We start from the raw sequence: 15,984 nt of genomic DNA on the forward strand, positions 1-15,984 counted from the left end.
AGCCTTACGGAGCCACCATGAGCGAATCCACGGACCGCGCGGGCCGCCCCGACGCCGATTCCGACGCCTGGGCCAAGGCGAGCGCGGAGGACATCGCCGCCGAGAACGCCCGCAGGCGGCAGCAGAGCGGCCAGACGCCGGGCAGCGCCGGCGAGGAGCTGCGACGTCTCGCGGAAGCCGTCACCGACCGACTGTCGATGCTGCGCACCCCCGCCGCCGAGATGGCGGCGCAGGGGCTGATCTCCCAGGTCAAACAGGCCGTGGAGCCGATCGTCGAGCGCAACCCCGAGGTCTTCGACCACCTCGCCGCCGCGGGCGCCGAACTCCTGGCCGCCTACCGCGCCGCGGTGAGCGGGCAGGAACGCCGCTGGACCTCCGGCGGGGACACCCCGCCCAGCGAGCGCATCGACCTGGACTGAACGGCGCGACGCGGACCCGGTGCGGAGCATCGGGCCCGAACAGGGCGCAGGTCGCCCTCCGGTACGGTTGGACGCAGCGGGGCTCGACCGAATACTGAGGGATACATGGGACTCACCATCGGCGTCGACATCGGCGGCACGAAGATCGCGGCCGGCGTGGTCGACGAGGAAGGCTCGATTCTCGAAATCGTCAAGGTGCCGACCCCGCAGACCTCCGAGGGCGTCGTCGACGCCATCGCGACAGCGGTGCACGACGTCAGTGCCGGCCACCCGGTCGAGGCCGTCGGCATCGGTGCCGCCGGCTATGTCGACGACAAGCGCGCCACCGTGCTCTTCGCGCCCAACATCCGCTGGCGGCACGAGCCGCTGAAGGACAAGGTCGAGCAGCGCGTCGGACTGCCCGTCGTCGTCGAGAACGACGCCAACGCCGCCGCCTGGGGCGAGTACCGCTTCGGTGCGGGCCAGGGCCACGACGACGTCATCTGCATCACCCTGGGCACCGGGCTCGGCGGCGGCATCATCATCGGCAACAAGCTGCGCCGCGGCCGCTTCGGCGTGGCAGGGGAGTTCGGCCACATCCGCATGGTGCCGGACGGTCTGCTGTGCGGCTGCGGCAGCCAGGGCTGCTGGGAGCAGTACGCCTCCGGCCGGGCGCTGGTGCGCTACGCCAAGCAGCGGGCCGTCGCCCAACCGGAGAACGCCGCCCTGCTGCTGTCGCTCGGCGACGGCACGCCCGAGGGCATCCAGGGCCAGCACATCAGCCGCGCCGCGCGCGACGGGGACAAGGTCGCCGTCGACTCCTTCCGGGAGCTGGCCCGCTGGGCCGGAGCCGGCCTCGCCGACCTGGCCTCGCTCTTCGACCCCTCCGCGTTCATCGTCGGCGGCGGAGTCTCCGACGAGGGCGAACTCGTCCTCGAACCCATCCGGAAGTCCTTCCGCCGCTGGCTGGTCGGCGGTCAGTACCGGCCGCACGCCCAGGTCCTCGCCGCGCAGCTCGGCGGCAAGGCCGGTCTCGTCGGCGCGGCCGACCTCGCCCGCCAGGGCTAGGCCCGGCCCGGCGGCCACCCGTACGGCACCGGTGCCCCCGTCACTCCACGCACAGGAGTGGCGGGGGCACCGTCTTTCCCGGCCGGGCACGCCCGCCCCGTACGACCACGCCCGCCCCGCGTGAACGCGCCGCCGCTACAGTGACCCCGTGAGCGAGGGCCGATCGCCGGAGCTGCCGGCGTCCCGTACGGAGCCGGACGGCTCCGCCGTCGTCCGCGTGCTGAGCTACAACATCCGCTCCATGCGCGACGACACCGACGCGCTCGCCCGGGTGATCCGCGCCTGCGACCCCGACCTGGCGCTGATCCAGGAGGCGCCGCGCTTCTTCCGCTGGCGCAAGGCCGTCGCCCGCCTCGCCCGCGCCTCGGGCCTGGTCGCCGTCACCGGCGGGGCCACCGCCACCGGTCCCCTCGTGCTGTCCTCCCTGCGGGTGCACGTGGAACGCGCCGAGGACGTCCTCCTGCCCCGCACACCCGGCCTGCACCGGCGCGGTTTCGCCACCGCCGTCGTGCGCGTCGGCGGCGCCCGCCTGTCCGTCGTCAGCTGCCACCTCTCGCTCCAGGCGCGCGAGCGCTACGACCAGGGCGGCATGCTGCTCGACCGGCTCGCCGCGATGGGCGAGCCGTACGCGGTCGTCGGCGGCGACCTCAACGACCGCCCCCACGGCCGCACGTTCCGCCGGCTCGCCGACGAGCTGCAGGACGCCTGGGTGGCCCGGCCCTGGGGCGGTGAGTACACCTCCACCCCGCACGACCCGCACCAGAGGATCGACGCGATCTTCACGACCCCGGGCGTCGAGGTCCTCGGCTGCGGGGTCCCGCACGGCCTGCCCGGCATCACCCCCCACGACCTGAGGGCGGCCACGGACCACCTCCCGGTCCTGGCCGCCCTCAAGGTGCCCGCCTCCGCCTGACGGCGGGGCCCGTCAGACGACGGCGCCGCCGCCCGGCAGGTCGTCGTCCTCGTCGCCGCCCGGACGCATGCGCGTCACCAGGGTGGCGAAGCCGCCGAGGAAGCCGCCTATGCCGACGGTGAGCGCCCACCACGGCATCGGTTCCTGGAAGAGGACGAACCCGAAGATCAGCAATGGCCCGCCCACCGCGGCGAGCCAGGCGAACTTCGTCGTCACGTCCGCCTCCGGGAGGGGCGGCGGCTCCGGCGGCTCGTAGTGGCCCTCGTCCGCGTCCTCGTCCAGTTCGTAGTCACGGGGACCGGACAGCACGGGGTGAAGGATGATGCGCGTCGCGTCCGGCGCCGAGGGCACCGCGGACGGGTCCGCCGCCGTCTCGTTCCCTTCGCGTTCGCCGTCCCGCTCCGCCGCCGGGACGTCCTCGGCCGCGGGCCAGGAACCCGTCCCCGGCTCGGGGTCCTTCTCGTACGCCGCGACGAGCTCGGCCCACGCCGACTCCTCGTCCAGCGGCGCGCGTTCCGGCTCGCCGCCCTCGGGCATCCGACGCTCCTCCTCCTCGGGCTCAGCCACTGGCCGCGTCCTCCTTGTCCGCTCGCTCTCCCGCACCCGAGAGCCGCTCCACGAAGGCGTACGACTGCTCGAAGACCGTCTCCGCGTCGTGGTCGAGCGTCGCCACGTGGTAACTGCGCTCCAGCACCGTCTCCGTGACGTCCGTCGACGACACCCGGCTCAGCACGACCGCCGAGTTCGACGGGTGCACCACATGGTCGACCCGGCTGTGCAGCAGCAGGAGCGGCTGCGTCACCTGCGGCAGATCGTGCCGTACCAGCGTCCAGAAACGGCTCAGCGAGTGCACCGCCCGCAGCGGGGTGCGGTCGTAGCCGACCTCCTCCGAGCCCTCCTTGGCGATGTCGCTGGCGATGCCCGGCACCGAGGGGACGAAGTGGCGCAGCAGGGGGACGGCCTTCAGCTGGTGGCTGTCGGCCTTGACCGAGGGGTTGACCAGGGCGATGCCGCTGACCGCGGCGCCGTGCTGAGCGGCCAGCCGCAGGGTCAGGGCCCCGCCCATCGACATTCCGAAGACAAACACGCGGTCACAGCGCTCGGACAGCGCGCGGAATTCCCGGTCCACCTCCGCGTACCAGTCCTCCCAGCCCGTCAGCTGCATGTCCTGCCAGCGCGTGCCGTGCCCCGGCAGCAGCGGTACGGACACGGTCAGGCCCCGCTCGGCGAGGTACTCGGCCCACGGCCGCATGGACTGCGGTGTGCCGGTGAAACCGTGGCACAGCAGGACGCCGACCTCACCGCCGTCCTGGCGGTAGGGCTCGGCTCCGGGCATCAGCGGCACCGTACGTCTCCTGTTCGGTGGAATGCGCGAAAAGCGATACCTCACAGTACGCGGACGGCCGACACCGGGGGAGAGCACCGGCGGATCTGGCGTTAAGGTCTTCCCGTCAGACACAGGAGGTCATCGGTTGTTGTACGGCGTGATGAAGATCGCCATCGGCCACCCCCTGCGAGCCGCGTTCCGGCCGTGGGTGGAGGGCCTCGAGCACATCCCCAAGCAGGGACCGGCGATCCTGGCGAGCAACCACCTGTCCTTCTCGGACTCGTTCTTCCTGCCCGCCGTGCTCGACCGCAAGGTCACGTTCATCGCCAAGGCCGAGTACTTCACCACGCCCGGCATCAAGGGCAAGCTCACCGCCGCCTTCTTCAAGGGCGTCGGCCAGCTCCCCGTGGACCGATCCGGCGCCCGCGGTGCCGGTGAGGCGGCGATCAACAGCGGGATAAAGGTCATCGAGGCCGGCGAGCTCTTCGGCATCTACCCCGAGGGCACCCGCTCGCCCGACGGCCGGCTCTACCGCGGCAAGCCCGGCGGCCTGGCCCGCATCGCGCTCGCCACCGGCGCGCCCGTGATCCCGGTCGCCATGATCGACACGGAGAAGATCCAGCCGCCCGGCCAGGTCATGCCCAAGCTGATGCGCCCGGGCATCCGGATCGGCAAACCGCTGGACTTCAGCCGCTACACGGGCATGGAGCACGACCGCTTCATCCTGCGCTCGGTCACCGACGAGGTGATGTACGAGATCATGAAGCTCTCCGGCCAGGAGTACGTGGACATCTACGCGACCGCCGCCAAGCGGCAGATCGCCGAGGCGGCGAAGAAACAGCAGCACGGCGGGTCCTAGCCGGACACGCCCGGGGGAAACGGGGGGACGGCCCATGGCCGGGGAGAGGACCGGCGCGGCCGGGGGGAGAACCGGCGGGCCGCCCGCGGCGCGGTCGGCGCGCGTCACGCGCATGTCGGTCGAGCAGCCGCTGTGGCGCGCCCTCACCGGCTACCGGGTGCTGACCGCCGCGTACGCCATCGGGCTCTACGCCGTCGCCTACCACGAGCACGCACACCCCCTGGCGGGAGCCGCGTACATGGCGGTGCTCGCCGTGTGGACGCTGGCCACCGTCGGCAAGGTGAGCTCGCCCCAGCGCTGCACCCGCCCCTTCCTCATCGCCGACCTCGGCGTCGCCCTCACCGGCATCCTCATCACCCCGCTCGTCGAGTCGCACCAGCGCATCCTCGACGGCGGCCCCACCCTGCCGTCGATCTGGACCGCGGGCTCCGTGCTCGCCTTCGCCATCAAGGGCGGCTGGCGCTGGGCCGCCGCCGCCTCCTGCCTCGTCGGCGGCGCCAACATCGTCGAACGCGGCTCCCCGGCCCGCGACACCCTCCACAACGTGCTGCTGGTCGCCATCGCCAGCATCGCCATCGGGTACGTCGTCGAGGTCGCCCGCGCCAGCGAGCGCACCCTCGCCCGCGCCCTGCAGATCGAGGCCGCCACCCGTGAGCGGGAGCGGCTGGCCCGCGACATCCACGACAACGTGCTGCAGGTGCTCGCCATGGTGCAGCGGCGCGGGGCCGAGATCGGCGGTGAGGCCGAGGCCCTGGGCCGCATGGCGGGCGAGCAGGAGGCCGCCCTGCGCACCCTGGTCACCGACGGCGCCGCCGCCCTGCCGTCCCCCCGCGCCGGCACCGATGCCGGCACCGACGGCGACGACGGGCAGGACGCGGACGCGCCCCGAGACCTGCGCGCGCTGCTCACCCCGTACGGCAGCGCCCGCGTCACCGTCTCCGCCCCCGGCACCCCGGTCGTCGTCCCCGGCCGCGCCGCCCGCGAACTCGCCGCCGCCGTGGGCGCCGCCCTGGAGAACGTCCGCCGGCACGCCGGCGAGGACGCGCACGCCTGGATCCTGGTCGAGGACGAACCCGAGGCCGTCCTGGTCAGCGTCCGCGACGACGGCCCCGGCATCCCCGAGGGGCGCCTCGCCGCCGCCGAGGCCGAGGGCAGGCTCGGGGTCGCCCAGTCCATCCGCGGCCGGCTCCGGGACCTCGGCGGCACGGCGGAACTGGTGTCGGTGCCCGGGCAGGGGACAGAAGTCGAGTTGAGGCTCGCCAAATGAGGGAGGAGATTGGGGTCATGGCCGTGAAGGTGATGGTGGTCGACGACCACCCGATGTGGCGGGACGCGGTCGCCCGCGACCTCACCGAGGCCGGATACGTGGTGGTCGCCACCGCCGGTGACGGTCCGGAGGCGGTCCGGCGGGCCAAGGCGGCCATGCCCGAGGTGCTCGTCCTCGACCTCAACCTGCCCGGTCTGTCCGGTGTCCAGGTCTGCAAGGACGTCATCGCCGACAACCCGGCCCTGCGGGTGCTGGTGCTCTCCGCCAGCGGTGAGCACGCGGACGTCCTGGAGGCCGTGAAGTCCGGCGCCACCGGCTACCTGCTGAAGTCGGCCGGCCGCGAGGAACTCCTCGACGCCGTCCGCCGCACCGCCGTCGGCGACCCCGTGTTCACCCCCGGCCTCGCCGGCCTCGTCCTCGGCGAGTACCGCCGCCTCGCCTCCGACCCCGCCCCCGCGGCGTCCGACACCCCCGAGGCGCCCCGCCTCACCGACCGCGAGACCGAGGTCCTGCGGCTCGTCGCCAAGGGACTCAGCTACAAGCAGATCGCCGAGCGGCTGGTCATCTCCCACCGCACCGTCCAGAACCACGTCCAGAACACCCTCGGCAAACTCCAGCTCCACAACCGCGTGGAACTCGTGCGCTACGCCATCGAACGAGGACTGGACGAGGAGTAGCCCCGCCCCCGGCTCGGGGGCGCGCCCGCACCCGCGCCGCACGCCGCCCGGAAGGGTGAAATCGGCGGCCCAACATCCCCGTGCCGCAAAGGATTTCATCGAACGGCCCATCCCACCTGTGACGCCGGTCACGCTAGCGTCGTGGGCGCAGGCAAAAGGTGCGAACGGGAAGGGATGGATCATGCGAGTTGGCGTGCTGACCGGCGGCGGAGACTGCCCCGGGCTCAACGCGGTCATCCGTGCCATCGTGCGCAAGGGTGTCCAGGAGTACGGATACGAGTTCACCGGTTTCAGGGACGGGTGGCACGGCCCCCTCGAGGGCGACACCGTGCCGCTGGACATCCCCGCAGTGCGCGGCATCCTCCCGCGCGGCGGCACGATCCTCGGCTCGTCCCGCACGAACCCGCTCAAGGCGGAGAACGGCGTGCGCCGCGTCAAGGACAACCTCGCCAAGTACGAGGTGGACGCCCTCATCGCGATCGGCGGCGAGGACACCCTCGGTGTCGCCACCGCCCTGTCGGACGAGTACGGCGTCCCCTGCGTCGGCGTGCCCAAGACCATCGACAACGACCTGGCGGCCACCGACTACACCTTCGGTTTCGACACCGCCGTCAACATCGCCACCGAGGCGATCGACCGCCTCCACACCACCGCCGAGTCGCACATGCGCGTCCTCGTCGTCGAGGTGATGGGCCGCCACGCGGGCTGGATCGCCCTGCACTCCGGCCTTGCCGGCGGCGCCAACGCCATCCTCATCCCCGAGCAGCGCTTCGACCTCGACCAGGTCTGCGCCTGGGTGGAGAGCCGCTTCAAGATCCGCTACGCGCCCATCGTCGTGGTCGCCGAGGGCGCCATGCCGAAGGACGGCGACATGGTGCTCAAGGACCAGACCCTCGACTCCTTCGGCCACGTGAGGCTCTCCGGCGTCGGCGAATGGCTCGCCAAGGAGATCGAGCGGCGCACCGGCAAGGAGGCCCGCACCACCGTGCTCGGCCACGTCCAGCGCGGCGGCACCCCCAGTGCCTTCGACCGGTGGCTCGCCACCCGCTTCGGCCTGCACGCCATCGACGCGGTCCGCGACCAGGACTGGGGCAAGATGGTCGCCCTGCGCGGCACGGAGATCGTCCGTGTCCCGCTCCGCGACGCGACGACCCAGCTCAAGACGGTCGATCCGCGCCTCTACACGGAGGCCGGGGTCTTCTTCGGTTAGACACGGCGTTTTCCTCGGCGCCGTCTGCGCTTTCCCCGCTTGCCATGGGCGATCACGCGGCCGTACATTCCCTGCACCCGGCTTGTCCGGCCGCTTCGTCAATCCCCCTTGAGCACATGAGGAGCGCCCGGAATGACGGGTGTACTGGCGGTCGCAGGCGGCACCGCATCCGGCAAGTCCACCCTTGCCGAGGCCCTGTCGCTGCAGTGTCCCGAGAGCATCGCACTGGTCCATCTGGACGACTACTACGTGCCCGCGCACGATCCCCTCAGGGGCGTGTGGACGGTCAGCGCCGGCGGGCACGCCATCCTCGACTGGAACCATCCCGGCTCCATCGACGAGGCCGCCGTCAGCGCCGCGATCGACATGGCTCTGGCCCGGCCCGGCGTCCGCCTGGTGGTGGTCGAGGGACTCTTCGCCCTGACCCTGCCGTCGGTGCGGGAACGCGCGGACTGGCGGGTGTACGTGGACGCCCCCGACGACGTCCGGCTGGCCCGCAAGATCCTGCGCAAGATCGAGGTCCAGCGGCAGGACCCGCGGCTGTCCCTGCTGAACTATCTGCAGAGCGGCCGGGACCGGCACGTCGCCCACGTCGCGCCCTCCCGGGCGGCGGCCGACCTGGTGGTGGACGGCACCCACGAGGGCCCGGAGATGCTGGCGGCGGTGCTGGGCCTGATCGGCCCGCTCCTGTCGGCCGTCCCCGATCCCCTGCCCGATCCGCTCCCCGCCGCCCGCCCCCGCCGTGCCCGCGCGGTCACCCCGCGGACGCACCAGCTTCCCGCGGCGGCGGTCTGACGGCCGGGGGCCCCTTCACACGTTGTACGCGCCGATCTCGACGAGCGCCGTGCCGTCGAGCCGGTACGTCACGGTCGCGCTGATGTGGTCCGACAGCGCCGGGTCGTGCCACGCGTCCCGCAGACCGCCGGTGAAGCAGAGGTCGGCTTCGCAGGGGTCGGTGCCGTGGAGCCGTGGGAAGGCGCCGGTCAGTTCGGCCGCCACGCGGTCCCGAGGCAGGCGGAAGCGGACGTCCTGCTCCCGGGACAGCGGTGCGCTGTGGTCCGTGCAGACGATGTCGGTGGCCCCGACGGGAACCCGACCGCCCAGGAACGACTCGGTGTCCGCGCAGTCGATGGAGTGCGGCGCCATCTCGTACCGGACGGCGGCGTCGGCGGCTGCGACCACGGCGTAGAGCAGCAGGGGCGCGAAGGCCAGGCACAGCGCGGGCGCGACACCGGTGAGCCAGCGCCACTGCGTTCGGGGCCGGCCCTGTCCGGGCCGGCCCCGTGTGCTGGTCAAGGGGCGTCAGCCCACGACCGTCACCCCCGCCAGGAGCTCCGCCACGATCGCCGTGCCGTTCAGGCTGAGCACGGACTCGGGGTGGAACTGGACGCCCGCGAAGCCCGGGCCGCGCATGGCGTGGACGTCGCCGGTGGTCCGGTCGCGGCTCAGCTCGACGCGGTGCATGGCCAGCTCCTCCGCCGTCGCGTCGTCGCAGCGGGCGGTGAAGGAGTTGTAGAACCCCACGGTCTCGGCCCGCCCGAACAGGTCGATCGGTGTCTGCGCGCCCTGGAAGGGGACGCCCTTGCGGACGATGTCGAGGCCGAGCTCGGCGGCGATCAGCTCGTGGCCGAGGCAGACCCCGAGCAGGCCGTGCCGGTGGCCGCGGACGAGTTCGGCGGTGAGCCCCCGCAGGAGCGCCATCTTGGGGTCGCCCGCGTCGGACGGGTCGCCGGGGCCCGGGCCGAGGACGACCGGGCCCCGGTGGGCGAGGGCGGCCCCGCGCAGCCCCGGCTCGTCGAAGCGGCGCACGGTGACCTCCAGCCCGGACGACCGCAGCACGTGCGCGAGCATCGCGGTGAAGGTGTCCTCGCCGTCCACGACGAGGGCGTGCCCGGACAGCGTGCGGGGCTGCTCGGCGGTCTGCATCCGCAGCCAGAACGGCGCCAGGTTCCTGCGGCGTCCGTCCAGCGCGGCCCGGACCCGGATGTCGTCGCCGAGCCGCGGCCGGTCCGCCGCCGGGCCCCGGGACGGTCCGGGCCGGACGCCCAGCGCGGCCAGCACGGCCGCCGCCTTGGCGTGCGTCTCGGCGACCTCCGCGTACGGGTCGGACCTGCGGACCAGCGTCGCGCCCACCGGGACCTTCAGACCGCCCGCGGCGTCCACGTCGGCCGTGCGGATCAGGATGGGGGAGTCCAGGGTCTGCGCGCCGCCCGCGTCCCGCCCGATCAGCGCGAGGGCGCCCGCGTAGTAGCCGCGGCCGCCCGGCTCGTGGCGCTCGATCACCCGGCAGGCGTTCTGCACCGGCGAGCCGGTGACCGTCGCGGCGAACATCGTCTCGCGCAGGACGTCCCGCACGTCCATGGTGCTGCGGCCGCGCAGCTCGTACTCGGTGTGCGCCAGGTGCGCCATCTCCTTCAGGCGCGGGCCGACGACGACACCGCCGAGGTCGCCGACGGTGCACATCATCTTGAGTTCCTCGTCGACCACCATCGTCAGCTCCTCCACCTCCTTCGCGTCCCGCAGGAAGGCGAGCAGCCCCTCCGCGTCCGGCCCCTGCGCGGGGTAGCGGTAGGTGCCGCTGATGGGGTTCATGACGACCGTGCCGCCTGCCATCCGCACGTGCACCTCGGGGCTCGCGCCGACCAGGGTCCGCTCGGGGGTGCTCACCACGAACGTCCAGTAGGCGCCGCGCTCGCCGTCGAGCAGCCTGCGGAACAGCGCGAGCGCGTCCGCCGCCGCGAACCCCGGGATCTCGCCGCGGAAGGTGCGCCGGATGACGAAGTTCGCGCCCTCGCCGCGCCCGATCTCGTCCTCGATGACGCGCTCCACGATCCCGGCGTATGTGTCGTCGTCGACGTCGAACGCCCCGCCCTCGACGCGCACCGCGTGCGCGGGCAGGGCCGCCATGAGCTCGGGCAGCGGCAGCTCGTACGTCTCCAGGGGGCGGAGCACGAGCAGCGGCGTCCCGTCGTCGCGCACGTCGAAGCCGCGTTCCCTGATCTGCCGGTACGGCACCAGCGCCAGCGCGTCGACCGCGGGCCGGGCCCCCTCGGGGGCGCCGGTGGGCAGCGCGATGTCGGTCAGCCGCTCCGCCGTCCCGACCGGGCCGAGCAGCACTTCGACGCTGTCCGCGGCGCATCCCGGCGCTCTGCGCCTGAGCAGCGCGAACGGTGGGCACGCGGGGTCCAGCAGCCGTTCGACGAGCGCGGCGGCAAAGGGCGCGGTGCTGGGGTCGTGGTTCTCCACGGCGGTTCCTTCCGGTCTTCGGCGAGGGAAGGGACGGCCGCGCAAACACCGAAGGCCGCCCTTCGGGCGGCCTGAGCGTCTGACTGTGCGTACGCGCTGCTAGTGGGCCGCCGGATCCGCGGTCCACCACCACTGCAGGTGCGTCTGCTGCGCGTACATGTTCCGCACCCTAACGCATGCGTCCACGACGCGACGGTCGTGTCTCACGCTTTCGGGGCACCGCGGGGACGTACGGCCCCGGTACTCTCGGGGATGCGTCCGGAATCCCGTCCATGGGAGGAACCATGACCGCCGAACCATTGCCGGCCTGGGCGATTCCGCCGCGCGGCGGCTTCACCTCGGACGACCTGGACCGCATTCCCGACCTCCCGCCGCACACGGAGTTGATCGACGGGAGTCTGGTGTTCGTGAGCCCGCAGAAGAGCTTTCATTCGCTGGTGGTCGATCTGCTGGTGCTGACTCTGCGAGCGGCGGCCCCGGATACAGTGCGGGTGCGCCGGGAAATGAGCCTCGTGCTGAACCCGCGCAACCGGCCCGAGCCGGACCTCGTCCTGGTGCGCGCGGAGGCCGCGAGCGACGCGGCCGACGAGACCGGGTACCGGGCGCCCGACGCCGTGCTGGTCGTCGAGGTCGTATCGCCCGACTCCGAGGAGCGGGACCGCAAGCGCAAGCCGCAGCTGTACGCCGAGGCGGGGATCCCGCACTTCTGGCGGGTCGAGAAGGGCGAGGGCCGGCTCCCCGTCGTCTACGTCTTCGAACGGGAGCCGGCCACCGGCGCCTACGTCGCCACCGGCATCCACCACGACCGCCTCAAGGTGTCCGTGCCGTTCGCCGTGGACATCGATCTCAGCGGGATCGATCGGCTGTAGCCGCCGCCTCCTGGAAGCGGCGCAGGAGTTCCCGGCCGGGTGCGCTGCCGGCGTCGAAGGCCTGTATGCCGCGCAACTCCGCGGGCACGAGCGGGCCGAGCAGCAGCGCGCCGTTGCAGCGGAAGCAGAGGGCGACCTCGAAGAGGACCTCGTGGGCGCTGTGGGCGCGGACCGCGTAGCCCGGCACGAAGCACCGGGCCCGCTCGCCTTCCGGCACCTCGCCGAGCAGGCCGAGGACGTGCCGCGCCTCGTCCTCGACCCAGACGTCGATCGTGTCCCCCGGCACGGTGCGTGGCCGGGGGAACAGATCGGCGGTGACGCGTACGGCCTCGACGAACTCGATCGGCGCGGCGGCGACGGGAAGCAGCATGCGCACAGCATGGCCGCTTCCCGGCCGGCTCACCTCACCGCACCAGCCGCCACAGGGACGCCCACTGCGCCGCCGTGAGGTCCTTGGGCAGGGCGTACGGCGGCACTCGCTCGGCGCGGAGCCAGTCGCGCAGTGCCGCACGGTCGAAGTGACCGGTGCGGGTGAGGACTTCGCGCAGGCCGCGGCCCGGGCCGGTGAACACCCGCTGGACGAACGCCTGATACGCGTGGCGGTCGCCGGGGACGAGGGGCTCCGGGCGCCGGGTCATGGTGAGCAGGCCGCCGTCGACGGAGGGCGCCGGGCGGAAGGCGCGCGCCGGGACGCGGGAGTGGAGGGCGAAGTCGTACCAGGGCCACCAGGAGGCGGTGAGGAGGGTGGCGCCGCCGACGCCCGCCCGGCGGCGGGCGACCTCCCACTGGACGAGCAGCACCGCGGACTCCCACCGGTCGGCGGCCAGGACGCGCCGCATGATGGTGGTCGTCAGGTGGAAGGGCAGGTTGCCGACGATCACGTGCGGCTCGCGCGGGAAGCGGTAGCGCAGGACGTCGGTGTTGACGACGTGCGCGCCGCGCGGGAGCCGCCGCTGGAGGCGCTGTGCGCGCCGGGGGTCGATCTCCACGGCCGTGAGGGGGCGGCCGGTGCGGCTGAGAGGGAGGGTCAGCGCGCCGTCGCCCGGGCCGATCTCGACGATGGGCCCGCTGGTGGCGGCGACGAGGGCCTCGATGGAGGCGATGACCGTGCGATCGGTGAGGAAGTTCTGGCCGAGCTCGTGTCGGCCACCCACCATGGACCGGTGGTGAGGCATGGGTGTGCACTCCGCGACATAAGAGGTTCCGACGATGGACCCGATGCCGCGGCGAAGAGCGCCGCGGCTATGCCCGGCGCAGCCTGATGCAGTAGGTGCAACCCATGTGCGGCACGGTATCCCGGTCCCGTTCGGTTCCGCACGTGGTTTTCCGTGCCGGTCCGTGGACGCTCGCGTATGGGATGGAGCGTTCGGGCCATGTTCCGTCTCACGGTGCGCGGCTTCACTGGTCGCATGACTTCCCGAGACGCCGTCCTCGTCGCGGCCACCGTCGCCGTCGGTCTCATGGCCGGGCTGTTCTTCGCCTTCTCCACCGCCGTCATGCCGGGTCTCGCCAAGGCGGCCGACCGCACGCTCGTCGACGCGATGCAGCGCATCAACGTCGCCATCCAGAACGGCTGGTTCCTCCTGGTCTTCGGCGGTTCGCTGCTGCTGTGCGCCGCCGCCGTGGCGCTCTGCCTGCGTGACGGGGGCCGCGGACCGCTCCCGTGGGTGATCGCCGCGACCGTGCTCTACCTGGCGGTGCTCGCCGTCACCTTCGGCGTCAGCATCCCGCTGAACGACCGGCTGGACGCGGCGGGCGACCCGGGCGCCCTCGCCGATGTCGCCGCCGTGCGCGAGCGGTTCGAGGCGGCCTGGGTCCGCTGGAACCTGGTGCGCACCCTTCTGTGCACGGGTGCGCTGGGCTGCCTGGGGCGGGCGCTCGTCCTCAGCGGACGGGCCGCGGCGGAAGCGGCGATTCGCACAGGGCACATGTGAAGTCGCCGTCCTTGACGAGGCTGCGCTCGCCGCACCGCGGGCAGTGCCGGAAGACGACCGCCTGGGTGAACCACCGGGGGCGGGCGAGGCCCGCGCGGTCGAGGGCCTCCGCCAGGGCCGGCCAGGACGTCTCGGGGTCGGGGCAGTAGCCGGTCGACTGGTTGCTGACCTCGGTCACCTCCCATCCGCCGTCCTCGCGCGGGGCGAACGTGATCTCCCCGGCGGCCAGCACGGGTCCGCCTCCGGCGCACGCCACGTGCTCGCTGCGGCGCGGTGCCAGAAGGAGGGTGCCGGTCAGGTCGACGACATAGGTGAACGGCTCCTCGCGGTCGGCGGGGCCCGCCCCGTCCAGCCACTCCCGTAGGCCCACCGGTGACCGCACCGCCCGGCCCGTCGTGCCGGGCCGCACCACGGCGGCGCGGATGTCGTCCGGTCCGACGTACGTGAACTGCTCGGACGGCGCCGGCATGGCGGCGGCCCCCTTCCCATGGCGGCAGCGGTGTGCGGGGCCGAGCGTATGCCCTCGGCGGGGGCGTCTCACTGGGTGGACCCCGCGGCAGGCACAAAGGCCGGACGCGCCGTCGCCGCGCGCCGGGCGGCGCCGGCGCAAGGGCCCTGCGAGCGCACGCCGTCCGGGCCCCGGAGGCCCGCCCGGGGCGGGCCGGAGGGGGCTCCGCGGGGGTCACCCGGTCGTCTCATCCTCTGGTCCGGTGCGCAAAGGAACGGACACGACCCCGTAATGTGGGCTTCGTGACCGTGAACGCTGAAACCCACGCCGGGCGCCAGACCTGGCGCTCACTGCCCGCGGCGCAGCAGCCTGAGTACCCCGACCCCGAGGCTCTGCGCGAAGTGATCGCGGACCTCGAGTCGTATCCGCCGCTCGTCTTCGCAGGCGAGTGCGACCAGCTGCGCGACCGCCTGGGGGCCGTGGCCCGTGGTGAGGCGTTCCTGCTGCAGGGCGGTGACTGCGCCGAGGCCTTCGACCAGATCGCCGCCGACCAGATCCGCAACAAGCTGAAGACGCTGCTGCAGATGGGCGCCGTCCTCACCTACGCCGCGTCCGTGCCGGTCGTGAAGGTGGGCCGGATCGCCGGCCAGTACAGCAAGCCGCGTTCGAAGCCGACGGAGACCCGGGACGGGGTGACCCTCCCCACCTACCGCGGTGACTCCGTCAACGGCTTCGAGTTCACCGAGGCGGCCCGGGTGCCGGACCCGGAGCGGCTGAAGCGCCTGTACAACGCGTCGGCCGCGACGCTGAACCTGGTGCGTGCCTTCACCACCGGCGGTTACGCCGACCTGCGGCAGGTGCACGCCTGGAACCAGGACTTCGTACGGTCCTCGCCGTCCGGGCAGCGCTACGAGGCCCTGGCCCGGGAGATCGACGGCGCGCTGAACTTCATGCACGCCTGCGGCGCGGACCCGGAGGAGTTCAAGACCGTCGAGTTCTACGCCTCCCACGAGGCGCTGCTGCTCGACTACGAGTCGGCGCTGACCCGCGTGGACTCGCGCACCGGCCGGCTGTACGACGTGTCCGGCCACATGGTCTGGATCGGTGAGCGCACCCGTCAGCTCGACCACGCGCACATCGAGTTCGCCTCGAAGATCCGCAACCCGCTCGGGGTGAAGCTCGGCCCGACGACCACGCCCGAGGAGGCGCTGGCGCTGATCGACCGGCTGGACCCGGACCGCGAGCCCGGCCGGCTGACCTTCATCACGCGCATGGGCGCCGGCAAGGTGCGCGAGCTGCTGCCGAACCTGGTGGAGAAGGTCACCGCCTCGGGCGCGCAGGTCGCCTGGGTCTGCGACCCGATGCACGGCAACACCTTCGAGGCGGCCTCGGGCCACAAGACGCGCCGCTTCGACGACGTGCTCGACGAGGTCAAGGGCTTCTTCGAGGTGCACCACGGCCTCGGCACCCACCCCGGCGGCATCCACGTGGAGCTCACCGGCGACGACGTGACCGAATGCGTGGGCGGCGGCGACGAGATCTTCGTCGACGACCTGCACCAGCGCTACGAGACGGCCTGCGACCCCCGGCTCAACCGCAGTCAGTCCCTCGACCTGGCGTTCCTGGTGGCGGAGATGTACCGCGGCCAGTAGCGGCGGCCGTCCCGTCACGGACATCGCGGACCCTGAGAGGGGCGCGGATCACATCGATCCGCGCCCCTCGTCGGTTTTCAGCCACTCGCCCGGCGGGTAAGGTTAGGTTAACCTCA

The 15,984-nt window shown here is 72.9% G+C and carries 18 protein-coding genes; 11 read left to right on the top strand and 7 right to left on the bottom strand.

Going from position 1 to position 15,984, the window contains the following annotated elements; genetic code table 11:
• The first annotated feature begins 17 nt into the window (after positions 1-17).
• From CHF15_RS02295 to CHF15_RS02305, 3 genes are all read left to right on the top strand, one after another.
• Positions 18-419, top strand: a complete 402-nt coding sequence (locus CHF15_RS02295; protein ID WP_018557060.1) for a DUF5304 family protein — start codon at positions 18-20, stop codon at positions 417-419.
• A 105-nt stretch (positions 420-524) separates the two neighbouring features.
• Entirely contained in the window at positions 525-1,466 is a 942-nt protein-coding gene (locus CHF15_RS02300) for an ROK family glucokinase (protein WP_089221867.1), read from the top strand.
• 148 nt (positions 1,467-1,614) lie between these two features.
• Positions 1,615-2,379: an endonuclease/exonuclease/phosphatase family protein gene (locus CHF15_RS02305; RefSeq protein WP_089221868.1), complete on the top strand. Its 765-nt coding sequence runs from the start codon at positions 1,615-1,617 to the stop codon at positions 2,377-2,379.
• A 12-nt stretch (positions 2,380-2,391) separates the two neighbouring features.
• Here CHF15_RS02305 and CHF15_RS02310 read toward each other — a convergent pair whose 3' ends face one another.
• Positions 2,392-2,946, bottom strand: coding sequence for a hypothetical protein (locus CHF15_RS02310; RefSeq protein WP_245938625.1), 555 nt, complete (start codon positions 2,944-2,946; stop codon positions 2,392-2,394).
• Positions 2,939-3,724 (bottom strand): alpha/beta hydrolase, encoded by a 786-nt coding sequence (locus tag CHF15_RS02315; protein ID WP_089221869.1) that lies wholly within the window; start codon positions 3,722-3,724, stop codon positions 2,939-2,941. The genes CHF15_RS02310 and CHF15_RS02315 overlap by 8 nt, the downstream gene beginning before the upstream one ends.
• Positions 3,725-3,851: 127 nt before the next feature.
• Here CHF15_RS02315 and CHF15_RS02320 point away from each other — a divergent pair, with 127 nt between their 5' ends.
• The 5 genes from CHF15_RS02320 (at position 3,852) to CHF15_RS02340 (ending at position 8,514) form a co-directional block, all read left to right on the top strand.
• Positions 3,852-4,565 (top strand): lysophospholipid acyltransferase family protein, encoded by a 714-nt coding sequence (locus tag CHF15_RS02320; RefSeq protein WP_179279623.1) that lies wholly within the window; start codon positions 3,852-3,854, stop codon positions 4,563-4,565.
• Positions 4,566-4,677: 112 nt separating this feature from the next.
• Positions 4,678-5,832 (top strand): MacS family sensor histidine kinase, encoded by a 1,155-nt coding sequence (macS, locus tag CHF15_RS02325; RefSeq protein ID WP_089222177.1) that lies wholly within the window; start codon positions 4,678-4,680, stop codon positions 5,830-5,832.
• Positions 5,829-6,509, top strand: a complete 681-nt coding sequence (locus CHF15_RS02330) for a response regulator (protein WP_375816985.1) — start codon at positions 5,829-5,831, stop codon at positions 6,507-6,509. The genes macS and CHF15_RS02330 overlap by 4 nt, the downstream gene beginning before the upstream one ends.
• Before the next feature lie 181 nt (positions 6,510-6,690).
• Positions 6,691-7,719 (top strand): 6-phosphofructokinase, encoded by a 1,029-nt coding sequence (locus tag CHF15_RS02335; protein ID WP_089221872.1) that lies wholly within the window; start codon positions 6,691-6,693, stop codon positions 7,717-7,719.
• A gap of 132 nt (positions 7,720-7,851) precedes the next feature.
• A complete protein-coding gene (locus CHF15_RS02340; protein WP_089221873.1) occupies positions 7,852-8,514 on the top strand; it encodes a uridine kinase family protein in 663 nt (220 codons plus the stop codon).
• A 15-nt stretch (positions 8,515-8,529) separates the two neighbouring features.
• On the opposite strand, the gene CHF15_RS02345 is transcribed toward CHF15_RS02340, so the two are convergent.
• Entirely contained in the window at positions 8,530-9,015 is a 486-nt protein-coding gene (locus CHF15_RS02345) for a hypothetical protein (RefSeq protein WP_089221874.1), read from the bottom strand.
• Between the two features lie 6 nt (positions 9,016-9,021).
• Positions 9,022-10,965 (bottom strand): anthranilate synthase family protein, encoded by a 1,944-nt coding sequence (locus CHF15_RS02350; protein ID WP_089221875.1) that lies wholly within the window; start codon positions 10,963-10,965, stop codon positions 9,022-9,024.
• A 284-nt stretch (positions 10,966-11,249) separates the two neighbouring features.
• Between CHF15_RS02350 and CHF15_RS02355 the strand changes: the two genes are divergently transcribed.
• The gene (locus CHF15_RS02355; RefSeq protein WP_089221876.1) at positions 11,250-11,834 is read left to right on the top strand and encodes a Uma2 family endonuclease; all 585 of its coding nucleotides are present in this window, start codon (positions 11,250-11,252) and stop codon (positions 11,832-11,834) included.
• On the opposite strand, the gene CHF15_RS02360 is transcribed toward CHF15_RS02355, so the two are convergent.
• Both CHF15_RS02360 and erm read right to left on the bottom strand, forming a co-directional pair.
• Positions 11,812-12,204 (bottom strand): hypothetical protein, encoded by a 393-nt coding sequence (locus tag CHF15_RS02360; protein ID WP_143681511.1) that lies wholly within the window; start codon positions 12,202-12,204, stop codon positions 11,812-11,814. The two genes, CHF15_RS02355 and CHF15_RS02360, sit on opposite strands and share 23 nt — an antisense overlap.
• Before the next feature lie 34 nt (positions 12,205-12,238).
• Positions 12,239-12,991: a 23S ribosomal RNA methyltransferase Erm gene (gene erm / locus CHF15_RS02365; RefSeq protein WP_089221878.1), complete on the bottom strand. Its 753-nt coding sequence runs from the start codon at positions 12,989-12,991 to the stop codon at positions 12,239-12,241.
• 252 nt (positions 12,992-13,243) lie between these two features.
• Here erm and CHF15_RS02370 point away from each other — a divergent pair, with 252 nt between their 5' ends.
• Positions 13,244-13,768 (top strand): anthrone oxygenase family protein, encoded by a 525-nt coding sequence (locus CHF15_RS02370; protein ID WP_245938626.1) that lies wholly within the window; start codon positions 13,244-13,246, stop codon positions 13,766-13,768.
• Here the strand turns inward: CHF15_RS02370 and CHF15_RS02375 are convergent.
• A complete protein-coding gene (locus CHF15_RS02375; RefSeq protein WP_089221880.1) occupies positions 13,719-14,237 on the bottom strand; it encodes a hypothetical protein in 519 nt (172 codons plus the stop codon). The genes CHF15_RS02370 and CHF15_RS02375 overlap by 50 nt on opposite strands.
• Before the next feature lie 281 nt (positions 14,238-14,518).
• Here CHF15_RS02375 and CHF15_RS02380 point away from each other — a divergent pair, with 281 nt between their 5' ends.
• Positions 14,519-15,868: a class II 3-deoxy-7-phosphoheptulonate synthase gene (locus tag CHF15_RS02380; protein ID WP_089222178.1), complete on the top strand. Its 1,350-nt coding sequence runs from the start codon at positions 14,519-14,521 to the stop codon at positions 15,866-15,868.
• Positions 15,869-15,984: the final 116 nt, after the last annotated feature.

Source organism: Actinacidiphila glaucinigra, assembly GCF_900188405.1.
Classification (GTDB): Bacteria; Actinomycetota; Actinomycetes; order Streptomycetales; family Streptomycetaceae; genus Actinacidiphila; species Actinacidiphila glaucinigra.

Bases quoted from the DNA above. Each gene is read 5' to 3' on its own strand.
- CHF15_RS02375 (WP_089221880.1), bottom strand. From the start codon at position 14,237: ATGCCGGCGCCGTCCGAGCAGTTCACGTACGTCGGACCGGACGACATC.
- CHF15_RS02370 (WP_245938626.1), top strand. From the start codon at position 13,244: ATGACTTCCCGAGACGCCGTCCTCGTCGCGGCCACCGTCGCCGTCGGT.
- CHF15_RS02355 (WP_089221876.1), top strand. From the start codon at position 11,250: ATGACCGCCGAACCATTGCCGGCCTGGGCGATTCCGCCGCGCGGCGGC.
- erm (WP_089221878.1), bottom strand. From the start codon at position 12,991: ATGGTGGGTGGCCGACACGAGCTCGGCCAGAACTTCCTCACCGATCGC.
- CHF15_RS02335 (WP_089221872.1), top strand. From the start codon at position 6,691: ATGCGAGTTGGCGTGCTGACCGGCGGCGGAGACTGCCCCGGGCTCAAC.
- CHF15_RS02360 (WP_143681511.1), bottom strand. From the start codon at position 12,204: ATGCTGCTTCCCGTCGCCGCCGCGCCGATCGAGTTCGTCGAGGCCGTA.
- macS (WP_089222177.1), top strand. From the start codon at position 4,678: ATGTCGGTCGAGCAGCCGCTGTGGCGCGCCCTCACCGGCTACCGGGTG.
- CHF15_RS02295 (WP_018557060.1), top strand. From the start codon at position 18: ATGAGCGAATCCACGGACCGCGCGGGCCGCCCCGACGCCGATTCCGAC.
- CHF15_RS02330 (WP_375816985.1), top strand. From the start codon at position 5,829: ATGAGGGAGGAGATTGGGGTCATGGCCGTGAAGGTGATGGTGGTCGAC.
- CHF15_RS02300 (WP_089221867.1), top strand. From the start codon at position 525: ATGGGACTCACCATCGGCGTCGACATCGGCGGCACGAAGATCGCGGCC.
- CHF15_RS02340 (WP_089221873.1), top strand. From the start codon at position 7,852: ATGACGGGTGTACTGGCGGTCGCAGGCGGCACCGCATCCGGCAAGTCC.